This window comes from Burkholderia sp. Se-20378, from assembly GCF_017104665.1.
GTDB lineage: Bacteria > Pseudomonadota > Gammaproteobacteria > Burkholderiales > Burkholderiaceae > Burkholderia > Burkholderia lata.
The window spans coordinates 1-15,383 of the sequence record NZ_JAAGPG010000038.1; the positions used below are offsets into that span (position 1 = coordinate 1).

Genomic DNA, 15,383 nt, shown 5'->3' on the forward strand with positions numbered 1-15,383 from the left:
CGCCGAGCGCGCCGGCCGCGCCCGCGAGCCCGAACAGCCCGATCTCCGTGTGCGACAGCGACAGCGGCGGCGCGCTGAGCGGCAGCACCATCGGCGTCCACAGCGTCATCGCGGCCGCGAAATGCAGGAAGGCGATGAAGGCGCGCACGCGCAGCACGCGCTCCTGCGCGAAGAGGGCGAATACCGACCCGATCAGGCGCGGGTACGGCTCGGCGACACCCGGAAGGCGATGGTGCGGGAGGACGCGCGACAGGACGACGGCGAGCAGCAGCATGACGCTGGCCGACGTGAAATACACCGCGCGCCATCCCGCGAGGTCGGCGATCGCGCCCGAGAACGTGCGCGCGAGCAGGATGCCGAGCACGATGCCGCTCGTCACGGTGCCGACGACCTGCCCGCGTTCCGCCGGTTCGGCGAGCCCGGCCGCGAACGACACGAGCACCTGGGTGACGACGCTCAGAAAGCCGATCAGCGCCATGCCGGCGAACAGCACGGATGCGCGCGTGGCGGTGGCGATCGACAGCAGCGCGAGCGCGCAGACGACCGACTGGATCAGGATCATCCGGCGCCGATCCCACAGATCGCCGAGCGGAACGAGGAGCAGGAGGCCGAGCCCGTAGCAGAGGCTCGTGATCGTCATGACGCCGCCGATGGCGGCGCGCGAGATGTCGAACTGGTGCGCGAGCGTGTCGAGCAACGGCTGCGCGTAGTAGACGTTGGCGACGGCGAATCCCGCCGTCGTCGCGAACAGCAGCGTGACGGGGCGCGTCAGCGTGGCGTGGGCGGGCGCCGCGTGGGTCTGCGGGGCGCGCTGGAGCGGAGACAGTTGTTCGAGGCTCATGATGGTGACGGGTGGCGAACCGGCATGAAGAAAGCAGGCGGGGCGGCGCACGCGGGTCGCGCGGACCGCCCCGGGAAACGGCCAGGCGCGTGGGGTAGCCCGCGCGGCCGCGTTACTGCAGCGACTGGCGCATGTTCTCCATCACCTGGCCGGCGCCTTCGTAGTAGTCCTTCTCGACGTTGAAGCGGATCAGGCAGCCGATGCAGATGTCCCGGATCGCGGCCGGGTTCTGCGTCGCGAGCGGCAGCAGCACGCGCTTCACCAGGCTGTTGCCGTGCACCACGTCGATCTTCGTGTGCAGCACGTGGTAGGCGATGACTTCCTCGGGCACCTGGTGGCGGCGCATGCCCTTCACCATCTTCGAGAAGCGGTACGGCACCGTGTCCTCGAGCAGCGTCAGCGTGCCGAGCAGACGGACCACGTACCAGCGACGCAGCGCGTACATCGACAGCAGGTTGCCGTTCTTCAGCGCGAGCGCCGACGACAGGATCGACGGATCGAAGCGCTGCAGGTACTGCCGGAAATGCGGCTCGGCCTTGCCGAACAGCAGCGTGTGCATGCCTTCCAGCTCGCCGAGCCCCATTTCGTCCCAGAAGTTCTCCGCGACCGCGAGCTTCATGTCGCCCAGCATGCCGATCTGCGACAGCGCGATCGTGTCGTCGAAGCGTCCGTCGACCTGCGCTTCGAGGCAGACGTAGAACGCGAGCTGTTCGAGCGACGCTTCCTCTGCGAGAAAGCGGAAGAACGGCGCGACGGCTTCGCGATTCGTGCGACGCAGCGTGTAGTACCACTCTTCGAGCTGTTCGGCGTTCTCGGGCAGCCCGGACAGGTCGAGACGCGATTCCTCGTGAAGATTCCACTCGCTTTCCAGCGCCACGATCTCGTCGTATTCCGACGGTTGCGGAATCGTGTCGTATGCGCTCGGCGGCGCGAGTTCGCGCAGGTAGAACGCGTTCAGGCGCTTCTGTGCGTCGAGCGTATTGCAGCGCGGAACGTCGGCCGTTTCGGGGCCGTGTGCCGCGTGGATCAGGTGCTGCGCTGCTGCTTGAATCGCTTGCGTAGACATGCTTGTCGCTCCAGTCTCGGGATGGGAGGGATTGCGGACCATACGACTCCGCTGATGGCGGACACCGGCGCCAAGGCCGCGCGGCGAAGCCGACGATGAAGGGAAATGTACTGAACGCGATGCGCGACGGTTAGCCGGCGCGTCTCAATGGATTGACAGTGCGTCCCATCCACGCGGCATTCGGCGTGGGCGGTTGCACAGAAACGAATCGTCGGTTTGTTGGGACAAAAACGCTAACGGTGACGGCCGCGCTTTTCATACATTACGTGCACCGGGCTCGCTGCTGCGTTCGCAGGTGACGGCGGCCCGGACGGACACGGAGGATGAAGCGATGCACAGACTGACGTTGCTGCCGCAGGGTATCGAAGTATGGCTTCCGGATCGCGCCGCGTTGACGGAGCTCGACTTCGAGCTGCACGGACAGGAATCGATTCCGTTCGGCTGCCGGGCGGGCGCGTGCGGCGCCTGTGTCATCGAAGTCCTGGACGGCCTGCCCAATCTCGGCAGCCGGCAAGTGGAAGAAACGGCCTTTCTCCACACGCTCGGATATCCGGACGAGCGCTTCAGGCTCGCGTGTCAATGCCGGCTGACCGGCGCGGCGACCGTGCAGGTCGCCACGTCCGACGGCTGAATCCATCAACGTTGCGTTCCATGCCTGTCTCCACGTCATTTATATAGGATTTCTTATGAGTAATCGTGTGAAAAACGCCGGTCTCGAGCACCGTACGCCGTTCCTGAATGCAGCCGCAGGCGCGCAGTTGCGCGGCGAGATCGATGCGCTGATCGATCGTCAGATCGACACGTGGTACGACACCGTGCCGTACGCCGCGCACCTCGAAGGCAAGACCGTCGACAGCGAGTACTACCGTCGCCACCTGATCGAAACGGCGTGGCGCATCCGGCTGCTGCGCGTGTCCGAATCGAAGGCGCTCGCCGAGATCGCGAAGCGCAGCCCGGAAGCGGCGCAGATCTGGGCGAACTACGAGCGCGAGGAAATGCTGCACGACGACCTGTTCATCCAGGATCTCGAGCGCGCCGGCGTCACGCGCGACGCGTTTCTCGCGACGGAGCCGTACCTGTCGACGAAGCTGCTGACCGGCTACTTCTCGTATCTGCTCGATCACGAGGGCCCGCTCGGCGTCGTGGCGTACTCGTATCTGGTCGAGTACGTGAACGTGAAACTCGAGCCGCGCAAGATCGAGGCGCTGAAGGATTCGGTCGGCGAGCAGAACATCGGCGGGCAGATCGCGCATTCGCACACCGACATCAACGACGACCATCCGGGCGAAGTGTGGGCGGCGATCCGCTACCTGCTGCGCGACGACGATGACATCGCGGCGCTGAAGCGCTATCTGGGCGAACACCAGACGGTTCTCGCGCTGTACTTCAAGGAACTGTACGACGACAAGATTGCGTCGACGCTGAAGGCGGCAGCCTGACGGGAGAGCCGACATGCTGGCTGATGGCGTTCTGATTCTGAGTCACTGCGGTTATTCGTTCGTCGAGGATCTGGTCGCGGCGATCGGCCAGCGGCAATTGCACGCGTACGTCCTGACTTCCCGGCCGCTGCCGGAGCACGCGGGGCGCCTCGACGCGCTCCGCGCGCTGGCGGCCGGCGTCCATGCGGGCGACGCGCACGAGCTGTCGGAGGAGGAGGTCGACCGCACGCTCGATGCGTTGCAGGCGCGCGGCGTGCGGGTGCGGGCCTGCATTTCGGTATGGGAAGGCTACCGTGGGCTGATGGCCCATGCGAATGCGCGCCTGGGGGTCGCGGATCTCGCACCCGCACAAGTCGAATCGCTGCGCGACAAGCTCCATGTCCGCAACGCGCTGCATGCGGTGGGCCTCTCCAGCCGAACCGCGCGCACGCTCACGCCGGACGTGCTGCGCGCGCTGCAGGCGACGGGCGGCGACTACTTCGTGAAGCCGGTGCAGGGGATCGCGTCGTACGGCGCCTTCCGGCTCACGCACGACACGACCTGGGCGACGCTCGAGGCGATCGCGGCCGAAGCGCGGGCGGACACGGTCTATGCGTCGGTGCTCGGCGACGGCGTCCGGTTCATCGCGGAAGAGTACGTGAGCGGAACCGAGTGCAGCTTCGAGGTGCTGGTGGTCGACGGGCGTCTGCATGTGGTCGCGATTCACGAGAAATGCGAGCTGACCGAAGCGAACGGCACCGTGCTGGAAGACAGTTGCACGAGCCCGCCGGTATCGATCGCCGCGCATGAATGCGGGGCTGGCATCGCGTGGCTTGGCAAGGTGTTCACGCACCTGGCGCTCGACTGGGGCTGCTTCCATGTCGAGGCCCGTTTCGACGGCGCACGATGGGATCTGATCGAGATCAATCCGCGCGTGGGCGGCAGCCTGATTTCGCCGAGCGTGAAGGCGCTCAATGGCGCGGCGAGCCTGCTCGACATGTGGCTTGCGGTGCTCCTGCTGGATGCCGATGCCGCGCGTGCGTCGCTCGCGCACCTCGCCTATGGCGCCGACGGCCGCGCATCGGGGCCGAACGCGACGGTCTTCCGCGTCTACTTCGCGTCGCCGGGGCGGATCGAGTCGATCGTGCTCAATCCGCTGCCGCGCGCGCCCGTGGTGACGCAGGTGTTGCTGAAGTCGGGTGACGAAGTCGACCCGGCATCGCGCGAAGTATTTCTCGGTCAGTTGCTGTGGTCGATGAGCCGCGCGGAACGCGATGCCGAACTCGACACGCTGCTCGCGGCTTCCGCGGATGCCATCACTGTGCACTACCGGGTCGCCGAACCCGCGCTGGGAGCCTGATCATGACTGCTCGTTCCGCATCGACGCTGTTGATCGTCGACTACAACCTGAGCCGGGTGGAAGACGTCGCGCACCTGGCACGCCACGCGCGCGAGCGCTACGGCGCCCGGACGGTGCTGATCCGTTCGGGCCCGAGCGAACGTGACCGGCGGATCTGCGACGACGTGATCGATCTCGATCCGCTCGCGGACGGTTTCGTCGATGCCGCCGTGGCGCAGCTCGCTGGCATCGCGGGCGACCTGCGGGCCGGTATCGTGTTCTCGGACAACGCTGTCCAGCAGGGCGCCGCGCTGCTGGAACGGCTCGGCCTGGCAGTCGATTCCGCATCGCTCGCGGCCGGTGCGTTCAGCAAGCACGCGTATCGGGTCGCGGAGCACCGCGTGCGTGCGCTGCTCGAAGCGCAGCGCGTGATGGTGCCGGACTATGCGGAGGTGGCGTCGGTCGACGATCTGCGGCGCTTCGCCGCCGCGCATCCGGGCGGCTTCGTCGTCAAGCCGTCGTGCGAGGGCAACAACCGCGGCGTGGTGGTCGTGCGCAACGGTGACAGCCTGGAAGCCGCGTTCGGCGAGGTCGCGCCGTATTTGGCGGGCGGCGTGATCTGCGAAGCGTTCATTCCGTTCGCGCGCGAATTCTCGTTCGACGGCCTGGGGGCGCTGGCGTTTACGACCGAGAAGGTCAGCGCGACCGGCCGCTATCCGGTCGAGGTTGCGCAGATCCTGCCGTCGCGGCTCGCCGATCACGAAGCGGACACGCTCACGCGCGCCGGCCGCCTCGCCAATCTGCTGGTCGGGCAACGCGCCGGCCCCTTTCACAACGAGATCAAGCTCAGCGACGACGGGTTGCAGGCCGCGGTCGTCGAACCGAACCGGCGTCCGGCAGGCATGAAGATCTGGTGGCTTGCACGCTGGGCCTACGGCGTCGATCTGTTCCACGCGTGGATCGACACGGTCTGGGGCGTCGCGCCGCCCGTGACGCTGCCGGCGCCCGCGCGCTTCGCTGCCGCGGTGATGCTGGGCGTCGCATACGACCGGCAGTTTTCGCCGCAGGACGTGCGTGCCGGCGCGGACCCGCTCGGTGACGCGATCGCCGACACCGTGCGCACGCTCGGCTTGCGCGACGGCGCGCTGCAATCGCAGGGCTTCGAATGGCTGCATGCGGAGCGGCGCTTCGTTCACGCGATCGCACGCGACAACGCCGATTTCGTCGCGCTCGCCTGCATCACGCTCGAACCGGGCGACGTTGATATTCGCGACGTCGTCGCGACGCTGCGCGCGAGCTGGCCGGTTGCGCTCGATGCGGCCTGTGAAGTGCGCGCGGCGGCGTGACGCCACCGTCAATCCATTGGTCCGGAGACCGCGATGAACATTCTCGTATTGCACCGCGTACCCTATCCGCGCATCGACTATGCGCGCGGCATCGATCACGATCGGCATGACGTCACGTATTTCGGCAAGCCCGACATTCTCGACACGATTCCGGCGGAGCTGCGCTGCTCACGTGTCGAGCGGGCCGGCGACGCGTCCGCGTTCGACGAGGCGAGTGCCTGGCTCGAAGCCCGTCCGCAACGATTCGACGTCGTGATTTCTTTGTCGGAATACGAATTGATCGACGCGGCGAAGCTGCGGGCGCGATTCGGCATCGCCGGCAAATCGGTCGATGAAGTGATGCTGGTGCGCGACAAGGTGAAAATGAAGGCGGCGGTGCGCGACGCCGGTGTGCGCGTGCCGCGCTTCCTGCCGTTGCGCACGTGGATCGACGCGCAGGGGCACACGCCGTGGCACGGCAAGACGGTGCTGAAGCCGCACAGCGGCGCGTCGAGTGCCGACGTCGTCGTGTTCGACACGCCCGCCGCATTGGTCGACGCGTTGGCGGCGGGGCGCACGGGTGTCGCCGCGCTCGATTCGGACGCGCCGAGAATCCAGGATTTTCAGCTGGAGGAATTCGTCGACGGCCCGATTCTGCATTTCGACGGCATCGTCGCGGACGGCACGCCACGCGCGATCACCGCGAGCCGCTATGTGGGCACCTGTCTCGGCTACGCGGCGGGCCAGCCGCTCGGCTCGTTCCATTTCGCGCTGAGCGACACGGCCCGCCGCTGGGTCGAGCGCGTGCTGGCCGCGGTGCGCATCGACACGGGCAGCTTCCACCTGGAGGCGATCGAACAGGACGGCGAGCTGGTGTTCCTCGAAGTCGGCAACCGGGTCGGCGGTGCGGACGTGGTCGCGACGTTCGAGCTCGCCACCGGCATCCACCTGCCGTCGGTCGAACTGCGATTGCTGATCGGCGAGCCGGCCAGCCTGCCGGCGCGCACCGCGTTCGCGCAGCAGCTGTGGCATGGCTGGTTCGTGTTTCCGGGCCATCACGTGCAGGGCGGCCGATTCCACGGGTTCTCCGGCATCGAGCCATTCCGCACGAGCCCGGCGGTACTCGCGTGGGCCGAACTCGAGACGGGCCGTGCGTTCGCATCGAATGTCACGTACTCGGCGCGCGAAACCCCGCTCGCGGGGATCATCGGCACGCCGAGCCCGGACGAGACGCGCGAGTGGATCGAGCGGCTGTTCGCCTCCGCGTCGCTGTGCCTCTCCGTGCCGGCGTCTTCCTGACGCACGGGCCTTTCGACAGGAGCCGAACATGGCACACGTGATCACGGAAAACTGCATCAAATGCCGCTACACCGATTGCGTCGAGGTGTGTCCGGTCGATTGCTTTCACGAAGGCGCGAATTTCCTGGTCATCGACCCGGACGAGTGCATCGACTGCGGCGTGTGCCGTGCCGAATGCCCGGTCGGCGCGATCTTTCCCGCCGACGAAGTGCCGGCGGCGCAGTACGCGTTCGTCGCATTGAACACGACGCTGTCGAAGACGTGGCCGAGCATCACGCGCAGCCAGCAGCCGCCGGTCGACGCGGCCCGCTGGGCGAACGTCGACGGCAAGCTCGCGCTGCTCGAAGCCTAGCCGGCGACACGACGATATACCGGCATCGCGGCGGGAGCCGGTCTCGACAATCCCGCTTTGCCATTCACCATTCATGGAGGTTTGTATGGCACTCAATCCGCTGCAACAGTTCTTCTCGAAGGTCGGCGCCGGTGACGTACCGGGCGCGCTCGAGGTCATCGACGACGCGACGGTGTTCGAGCCGCAGGGCCCCGAGAGCCTGCCGATCTACGGGCGCTTCGTCGGCAAGGCCGGTGTCGAACGCCTGCTCGGCACGCTGGTCGAGCAGTTCGAGACCGAGCAGTTCGAGATCCGCAAATGGGCGGAAGCCGACGACCATGTGTTCGCGTACGGCTACATGCAGCATCGCGTGCGCAAGACGGGCCGGACCTTCAAGAGCGAATTCGCCGTCGTTGCACGCATCGAGGGCAACGTGATCCGCCACTATCGGATTTTCGAGGACACGGCTGCGGCCGTGGAAGCGTTCGCCTGATCGCCCGGCGGGAGGCGCGACGGCCCGGTGCATTGCACGCCGGGCCGTCGTGCGCTGTGTTTGCCGCGCGGTTCAGCGAATCTGCGCGAGCCAGCCGCTGTAGTCGGTGTCCGTGTGTCGTTGCAGGCGATGCTGCGGGTTCCCGGCGACGACGCGCGTCTCGCTCGGTGCGTGACCGAACTCCAGCTTGAACGCGCGGCTGAGCTGCGTGTTGCTGTTGAAGCCGTACCGGTATGCGAGGTCGCCGATCCGGTGGCGAGGGCTCTCGGGCGACATCAGCGCGCGGTGAATCGCGAGCAGGCGGCGCTTGCGGATGTAATTCGCGACCCCGCCATCCTGCTCGAACAACCGGTACAGACTCGAGCGCGAGATGCCGATTTCCTTGCAGATTCGATCCGGCGACAGGTCCGGTGATTCGAGGTTCTGCCGGATGTATTCCTTGATCTTCACGTACAAGGTCGACAGCAACTCGTTGCGTGCATTCGAGATCTCCTGAGCGGTCGGGCTGAGCATCGCCTTCACCAGGCTCAGCGTTGCCTGCTCCGCATGCAGCGCTTCCGACTGCGACAGCGTGCCGATCTTGTCGAGCAGGCTTCGCAGATAGCTGTCGAGGAGCTGGCTGATTCCGCCGCTGAAGATGGTGCCGTGGACGCTCGACGGCAGGCTCGGCAGCATGTCGCGCGCGACCAGCAGCGTGACTGCGTCGCCTGCCTGGATTTCACGGTGATAAGGACGAGCCTGGTCGACGACGAGGATATCCCCGGGCTGGACGAACACCGGCCGGCCGTCGATCTCCCCACGCACGCTTCCCGCGTCCCGCAGGTTGAACGAATAGTTGTCCATCCCGTCTCGCCGAATGAACGCCGCCGAGCGGTTGAGCGCGTACGAGAGCGGCACAGCCGCGCTCCCCGGGTGGTGGTAGGTCCATTTGCCGACCGAGATGTTGCCGAGCGTGTAGCCGATGAACTGATAGTCGATTTTCGGATCAATCGGCGTGGTTAAAGCAAACTCCGCAATCGAATACTGGGTCTGCCACGCCTCGAGACGTTCGGCAGGTAAATAATCCTGTAGGGAGAAACGGAAAGGCGGATTGGTCGAGCTGCTCATCTTGTGGCCCTCAATATCGCATTTTGGTTTGCTAAATTATAGAGGGGTTTCTTAAAGGAATGGGATGGGTGCAGGGGTGGGTCGCTATATAGATTTTCTTCTATCTATATAAGTCGGTTGAATACTTTATTCTGTCTTGATTGAGAGTGTCCCTGTTATTTTTGTTGGGAATCAGTCACGTTGGGGGCTTGCGGAGTAACCTTTTTATCGAAAGCGTCTGATGTTGAAATAATGATTTCGATTCCGTGAAATTCCGTCGAATATTGCGGGGCTGGCTTTCTTGCGATTGCCTTTCGGTGTGGTGTGTCATGCAATTTGAAGAGCTGGCTCAGTGAACTGGCTCTTGGGTCTCCGAATGCCAGCGCGAGCGGGAGGCCAAAGGCGATCTGCACACACACGTCGCGACGGCGCCCGGATGGCGATATCGGATTACGGACCCCAACCTAGATGATTCGATTCCATGAACCGCTTTCCGCTTTCTCCGGCTCGACGAATGCCCAGATCGCGCGGCAGCGGGTGCAGCGACAGTACATGACCGAACCCGCCGAATCGGGGCCTTCGGAAGAAAATTGAGGCTGGGGAATGTCGGAGAGGAAGCCGCTTGCGACGGCCGCGTTGCGACGGTGAGTGTATTGCCGATACTCCTGATGTGTTGAAAACGCTTTGGGCTCGCCGACACCGAGACAGTGCATGCAGGCTGGAAGCAGACGCGCGATCGCACCGTTGCTCTGCGCTTCACTCCCTCGCATGAGTTTCAGCCATTCACCGCGCGGGACTTGTGCTTCCACACGCGTGCTTTCGCCATCAAGCCACACGCGCAACTGATGCAGGTCGATCTCCCGTTCGCGATAGCGGCGGAGCATGTTCCGGATATCCTGGTCCATTGCGGTCGTGTACCTGATTTTCGATCTCGGAACCCGTATCCCGTCAGTCGTGCCGCGTCACACCCCATCCCGCAAAGCCATCGCAAGCGGCATCATCGCCGGCCCGATCGAAGCGAGCAGCCGCTCCTTCGACACCCCGTCACGGGATTGAACGGAGATACCGTGCAGCTGCGTCGCATAGAAATCCGCCAGCGCCTTGATGTCGGCGCCCCGCGCGAGCTGCCCCTGTTCGGCCGCGAGCTGCAGGCGTTCGACGATCGACTGCGTGCGTGCGCGCCGATGGGCGGCCAGCCATTCCATCACCCCTTCGTTTTCGGCCGAGTAGTTGGTGGCGGCGGACACCACCATGCAGCCGTGCGGCTGGCCACGTCGGGTATAGGCGGCGACCGCGTCGCGCAACATCCGTTCGACGGCCGCGCGGACATCGGTTTCTTCGGCGAACGCGCGATCGGCGAAGCCGCCCTCGCCTTGCTCGTAGAGCGCCACGGCCTCCTGGAACAGCGCTTCCTTGCTGCCGAAGGCGGCATAGATGCGCGCTGACGCGATGCCCATCGCTTCGACCAGGTCGGACATCGACGTGCCTTCGTAGCCGTGTCGCCAGAACGCCAGCATCGCGCGTTTCAGCGCCATGTCGCGATCAAATTCTCTCGGTCGTCCCGCCATATCCCTTTCGTCCGTCGTCACATCGTGCGCCGATTTTATCGCGCGCCGTGTTGACACGCGCCGTTCCGCTATTCTATTCTTTGTCGATCAACAAACAATAGGAGTTGATCATGCGTACCCTCAAGGGCCCCAGTCTCCATCTCGCGCAGTTCGCCGACGATACGGCGCCGTTCGACAGCTTGCCGAACATCGCGCAATGGGCGGCCGGCGTCGGCTTCAAGGCGTTGCAGATTCCCGCGTGGGACGGCCGTCTGTTCGACGTGGAGACGGCCGCGGAAAGCCAGGCCTATTGCGATGACGTGAAGGGCATGCTGGCGGAACATGGGCTGGAGATCAGCGAACTGACCACGCATATCTTCGGGCAACTGGTCGCCGTGCATCCGGCGTACGACGCCATGTGCGACAACTTCGCACCCGAGGCCGTGCGCGGCAACCCGGCCGCGCGCACCGCGTGGGCGCTGGACCGGCTCACGCTGGCGGCGCGGGCGTCCCGCCGCCTGGGGCTGACCGACATGGGCACGTTTTCGGGCTCGTTCGCGTGGCCCTACCTGTTTCCATTCCCGCAACGGCCCGCCGGCCTCATCGAGACGGCCTTCGACGAACTCGCGCGCCGCTGGCGGCCGATTCTCGACGTCTGCGATGAAAACGGCGTCAACCTTTGCTACGAGATCCATCCCAGCGAAGACCTGCACGATGGCGTTAGTTTCGAGCGCTTCCATGCGCTGGTCGGCCAGCACGCGCGCTGCAAGATGCTGTTCGATCCGAGTCATTTCGTGCTGCAGCAGCTGGACTATCTCGCGTACATCGATATCTACCGCGACTACATCCGCATGTTCCATGTGAAGGATGCCGAGTTCCTGCCTTCGGGCCGGCAGGGCATTTATGGCGGCTATAGCTCATGGCTCGAGCGTGCAGGCCGTTTCCGCTCGCTCGGCGACGGTCAGGTCGATTTCAAGGCGATTTTTTCGAAATTTGCTCAGTACGACTACACAGGATGGGCGACGCTCGAGTGGGAATGTTGCCTCAAGGATCAGGAGGACGGCGCGCGCGAAGGCGTCGCGTTTATCAACGACCACATCATCCGGGTGACGGAGCGCATCTTCGACGACTTCGCCGGTGCCGCGGTCGATCAACGGCAGATCCACGACATGCTCGGCATCGCCTGAGTCGGCCCCCTCATTGCCAGGAACACTCGATATGTCCGCTCAACTTCAGTCGTCGCAAGCCGACGCTCAAGGCTTTTCGCATCAATACGTCCGCATCGACGGCCAGCGCATTCACTGCGTCACGGCCGGCGCAGGCACGCCGGTCCTGCTGATTCCGGGTTGGCCGCAAACCTGGTACGCCTGGCGTCATGTGATGCAGGCGCTCGCCGCGCGCGGTTTCATGGCCGTCGCGGTCGATCCGCCCGGCACCGGCTATTCCGACCGGCCGCAGGCGGGTTACGACACGGGCCACACGGCGGCCACGCTGCATCGCGTGATGGTGCAACTTGGCTTCGATGTGTACCAGGTGGCCGGCCACGACGTCGGCATGTGGGTGGCCTATGCACTCGCGAGCGATCGGCCCGAGGCGGTGAAGTCACTGGCGCTCACGGAGGCGGTGATCCCCGGGCTGGCGCCCGCGCCGTCGATCTTCGCGCCGCCGGAAGAGAACATCTTCCTGTGGCATTTCATGTTCAACCAATTGGCCGATCTGCCCGAGACGCTGATTGCCGGACGCGAGCGGGCCTATCTGGAGTTCATGTTCAACCGCTGGTCGTTCCGGCGCGATTGCGTGGCCGTCGATGTGTATATCGACGCCTATTCGGCACCGGGCGGCCTGCGCGGCGGCTTCTCCTATTACCGCGCGATTCCGGAGACGATCCGGCAGAATCAGGCGCGGGCGCAACACAAGCTGACGATGCCCGTGCTCGCGATCGGTGCCGAACATGCAACCGGCGATGCACCGCTGGTCACGATGCGCGACAACGCGACGGATCTGCAGGGCGCGGTCGTGCCCGATTGCGGCCACTTCATCATGGAAGAGGCGCCCGACGCATTCATCGGCCATCTGCTGCCGTTCCTGGAACGGAGCCGCTGATCATGCCGATCGACGCGAACATCGCCACGCTGCTGGAGCGATTGGCCGGAGGCGAACCGCCTGCGTCGCTGGACGCGTTGCGGCAGGCGACCGAGACGACACTGCGGGGCTGGCACGGACCGCTGGAAGCAGTCGACCGGACGGAAACCTTCGCGGTGCCCGCGCGCGACGGGCGCCAGATTCGCTTGCGGGCCTATTGGCCGGCGCTCACGTCGGCGCGCGCGGCACGGCAGCCGGCGATCGTCTATGCCCACGGCGGCGGGTGGTGCCTCGGCACGCTCGAGCTTTACGACAATCCTTGCCGCGCGCTGGCCAACGCGGCGCAATGCGTCGTGCTGTCGGTCGATTACCGGCTCGCGCCCGAGCACAAGTTTCCGGTGCCGCTGGAGGATTTCTGCGATGCGCTGGACTGGGTGTTCGGCGAGGCGGCCGGCCTGGGGCTGGACCCGGCGCGCATCGCCGTCGGCGGCGACAGTGCCGGAGGCAACCTGGCTGCTGCTGCCTGCCTGGTCGCACGGGAGCGCGGCGGCCCGTCGATCGCGCATCAGCTGTTGCTGTACCCGCCGCTGGATGCGTCGATGAGCACGACGTCCTATCGGACGTACGGGCAAGGCTACTACCTGACGTACGAGATCATGCAGTACTGCTTCGACCTGTACCTGGCCGATCCGGCGGATGGCAGCTCACCCAGCGTGTCGCCGCTGCGGGCGGCTTCGCTGGAGGGGTTGCCGCCGGCCACGCTGCTGGCGTGCGAGTACGATCCGGTGCGCGACGACGCGCAGGTGTATGCGGCGCGATTGCGGGACGCCGGTGTGCCGGTCGATTGCGTCGTGCTGCCGGGGATGATCCATGCTTGCATCCATATGGTCGGCGTGACGCCGGCCGCCCGCCGGGTGTTCGACGTGGCCGGCGCGCAGATGCGCCGGGCTTTCCAGTGATGAGCGCATGGCCGTGCAGGGATGGCTGCGCGGTCAGGCGGCTATGCGATATCAGGCCGACGGGCGCGTTTTCCGTGACGTCGACGAACTTCCTGTTTGACCGGCCACGCAGTCGACGTATTGACTGCCGACAGCAGGTTGTCTAGATTCTTCGTCATGTACGCACTTTTCGTCACGACCACGACTACCACCACGACCGCCAATGGCGGGCCGGGAGGAGGTCGCGCGTCGTAGGTCAGTGTGTCGAACCCACCCCAAGCCCCGCCGGAAACGGACGGGGCTTTTTTCATGCTCCGCCTGGCCGGCATCGAACGTCAGCGGAGAACATGATGGATGATTGCGATCGCCGAGTGTCCGGCGGCAGAGTCGACCCGTTTCGCCAGAAGCCCGACAACCCGGCCGCCTGGCTCACCGGAATCGCGCAAGGCGTGCCGACGTCGACGCGGATGCTGCTGATCTTCCAGTTCCTGGTGAACCTGTCGGTGTTCGGATCGCTGCCGCTGCTGGCCGCGTTCCTCGACATGGAGCGCCATCTGGACGCGAGCAGCGTTGCCAGCGTGCTGACGGTGAACCTGCTGGCGAGCCGGCTGCTGCCGCTGGTGCTGGGGGCGTCGACGGATCGCTTCAGCAGTCGCGTACTGACCACGCTCGGCCTGCTTTGCCGCGCGGCGGGGTTCGTCGGATTCGCGTTTGCGCAGTCGCTTCCGGGCCTGTTGATGTGGGCGTGCGTGTCCGGGCTCGGGGCCGCGCTTTACGAAACGACCGCGTATTCGATCTTCGGCTCGCTCGACGGCGCCGTGCGTCCCAAGGTGTTTGCGCTGAACAATCTGGCGCTCAACCTCGGCGCGTTGATCGGCCCGGCGCTGCTGATCGTCGTGCCGAACACGAACGGGGCGCTGCCGTTTCTGGTGAGCGGCGCGGTGTTCGCGGCGCTCGCGCTGATTGCGCCGTGGATCGCGGGGCGAAGAACGCACAACGCAGTCGCCGCACACCCGCTGCGCGGCGTGCTGGTTGCGTTTGGCGACCGGCGGTTTCGCCGGCTGTGCTGGGCACTTGTCCCGTTCTGGACCGTGTACACGCAGATTTACGTATTCATCCCGTTGACCTTTTCGCATGGTGCGCACGGCTATAACGGCGTGCGACCGTTCTACATCACGAATGCGCTGATCGGAATCGCCACGGCGTGGCTCGGCATGGGCTGGTTTCAGCGTACGAACTGGCGATCGATGATGGTGATCGGGCATGTCGCGTTGTGCGGCTGCTTTGCGATTGCGGCGCTGCTGTTCGCCCGCGATCGGGGTGCGGATGCGTCGCTCGTGATACTGATCGTGATCGCGATCGTCTTCACGTTTGGCGAAAGCCTGATTCTTCCTGCGTCGAATATTGCGCTCGCCGACCTGACGACGGACGGCAATGCCGGCAGCTATTTCGGCGCATCGGCGATTTCGTGGGCGATCGGCGGGATGCTCGGCAACTTCATCGGCAGCGTCGCCGCAGGCTGGACGTCGCTCGCGCCGGGATGGATCCTGTTTATGGGAATCGCGCTGACTGGTCTGCTCGCATTCGGCAGGCAGCGGCCGGACTAGCCAGAGTGACG

16 protein-coding genes are annotated in these 15,383 nt (G+C 65.4%); 11 read left to right on the top strand and 5 right to left on the bottom strand.

Annotated elements, in window-relative coordinates; genetic code table 11:
- Both G3N93_RS07405 and G3N93_RS07410 read right to left on the bottom strand, forming a co-directional pair.
- Positions 1 to 841, bottom strand: an 841-nt coding sequence (locus G3N93_RS07405) for an MFS transporter (RefSeq protein WP_206132677.1), incomplete at its 3' end; no start/stop codon positions are given.
- A gap of 112 nt (positions 842 to 953) precedes the next feature.
- Positions 954 to 1,907 carry an iron-containing redox enzyme family protein gene (locus G3N93_RS07410; protein ID WP_174939508.1) on the bottom strand — a complete coding sequence of 318 codons (954 nt, stop codon included), beginning with the start codon at positions 1,905 to 1,907 and terminating at the stop codon, positions 954 to 956.
- A gap of 193 nt (positions 1,908 to 2,100) precedes the next feature.
- On the opposite strand from G3N93_RS07410, the gene G3N93_RS07415 reads away from it, so the two are divergent.
- From G3N93_RS07415 to G3N93_RS07445, 7 genes are all read left to right on the top strand, one after another.
- On the top strand, positions 2,101 to 2,538 hold the full coding sequence (locus G3N93_RS07415; RefSeq protein WP_241026449.1) for a 2Fe-2S iron-sulfur cluster-binding protein: 438 nt from the start codon (positions 2,101 to 2,103) through the stop codon (positions 2,536 to 2,538).
- Between the two features lie 55 nt (positions 2,539 to 2,593).
- Positions 2,594 to 3,346: a hypothetical protein gene (locus G3N93_RS07420; RefSeq protein WP_174939512.1), complete on the top strand. Its 753-nt coding sequence runs from the start codon at positions 2,594 to 2,596 to the stop codon at positions 3,344 to 3,346.
- A gap of 13 nt (positions 3,347 to 3,359) precedes the next feature.
- A complete protein-coding gene (locus tag G3N93_RS07425) occupies positions 3,360 to 4,685 on the top strand; it encodes an acetyl-CoA carboxylase biotin carboxylase subunit family protein (protein ID WP_206132678.1) in 1,326 nt (441 codons plus the stop codon).
- 2 nt (positions 4,686 to 4,687) lie between these two features.
- Positions 4,688 to 6,010 carry an acetyl-CoA carboxylase biotin carboxylase subunit family protein gene (locus tag G3N93_RS07430; protein ID WP_206132679.1) on the top strand — a complete coding sequence of 441 codons (1,323 nt, stop codon included), beginning with the start codon at positions 4,688 to 4,690 and terminating at the stop codon, positions 6,008 to 6,010.
- Positions 6,011 to 6,043: 33 nt separating this feature from the next.
- Complete coding sequence (locus G3N93_RS07435) at positions 6,044 to 7,288, top strand: acetyl-CoA carboxylase biotin carboxylase subunit family protein (RefSeq protein WP_174939518.1); 1,245 nt, start codon at positions 6,044 to 6,046, stop codon at positions 7,286 to 7,288.
- A 28-nt stretch (positions 7,289 to 7,316) separates the two neighbouring features.
- Complete coding sequence (fdxA, locus tag G3N93_RS07440) at positions 7,317 to 7,640, top strand: ferredoxin FdxA (protein WP_174939520.1); 324 nt, start codon at positions 7,317 to 7,319, stop codon at positions 7,638 to 7,640.
- 85 nt (positions 7,641 to 7,725) lie between these two features.
- The gene (locus G3N93_RS07445; protein WP_241011492.1) at positions 7,726 to 8,112 is read left to right on the top strand and encodes a nuclear transport factor 2 family protein; all 387 of its coding nucleotides are present in this window, start codon (positions 7,726 to 7,728) and stop codon (positions 8,110 to 8,112) included.
- A gap of 72 nt (positions 8,113 to 8,184) precedes the next feature.
- Here the strand turns inward: G3N93_RS07445 and G3N93_RS07450 are convergent, their stop codons facing one another.
- The 3 genes from G3N93_RS07450 to G3N93_RS07460 form a co-directional block, all read right to left on the bottom strand.
- A complete protein-coding gene (locus G3N93_RS07450) occupies positions 8,185 to 9,219 on the bottom strand; it encodes a helix-turn-helix domain-containing protein (RefSeq protein WP_174939524.1) in 1,035 nt (344 codons plus the stop codon).
- 443 nt (positions 9,220 to 9,662) lie between these two features.
- Positions 9,663 to 10,103, bottom strand: a complete 441-nt coding sequence (locus G3N93_RS07455; RefSeq protein ID WP_206132680.1) for a hypothetical protein — start codon at positions 10,101 to 10,103, stop codon at positions 9,663 to 9,665.
- A gap of 57 nt (positions 10,104 to 10,160) precedes the next feature.
- The gene (locus tag G3N93_RS07460; RefSeq protein ID WP_174983928.1) at positions 10,161 to 10,766 is read right to left on the bottom strand and encodes a TetR/AcrR family transcriptional regulator; all 606 of its coding nucleotides are present in this window, start codon (positions 10,764 to 10,766) and stop codon (positions 10,161 to 10,163) included.
- A 110-nt stretch (positions 10,767 to 10,876) separates the two neighbouring features.
- On the opposite strand from G3N93_RS07460, the gene G3N93_RS07465 reads away from it, so the two are divergent.
- The 4 genes from G3N93_RS07465 to G3N93_RS07480 all read left to right on the top strand — a co-directional run bounded on the left by G3N93_RS07465 (position 10,877) and on the right by G3N93_RS07480 (position 15,372).
- A complete protein-coding gene (locus G3N93_RS07465; protein ID WP_206132681.1) occupies positions 10,877 to 11,932 on the top strand; it encodes a sugar phosphate isomerase/epimerase in 1,056 nt (351 codons plus the stop codon).
- A gap of 31 nt (positions 11,933 to 11,963) precedes the next feature.
- Positions 11,964 to 12,848 (top strand): alpha/beta fold hydrolase, encoded by an 885-nt coding sequence (locus G3N93_RS07470; RefSeq protein WP_206132682.1) that lies wholly within the window; start codon positions 11,964 to 11,966, stop codon positions 12,846 to 12,848.
- Positions 12,849 to 12,850: 2 nt separating this feature from the next.
- On the top strand, positions 12,851 to 13,786 hold the full coding sequence (locus G3N93_RS07475; protein WP_206132683.1) for an alpha/beta hydrolase: 936 nt from the start codon (positions 12,851 to 12,853) through the stop codon (positions 13,784 to 13,786).
- A 350-nt stretch (positions 13,787 to 14,136) separates the two neighbouring features.
- Complete coding sequence (locus G3N93_RS07480) at positions 14,137 to 15,372, top strand: MFS transporter (RefSeq protein WP_206132684.1); 1,236 nt, start codon at positions 14,137 to 14,139, stop codon at positions 15,370 to 15,372.
- Positions 15,373 to 15,383 lie beyond the last annotated feature (11 nt).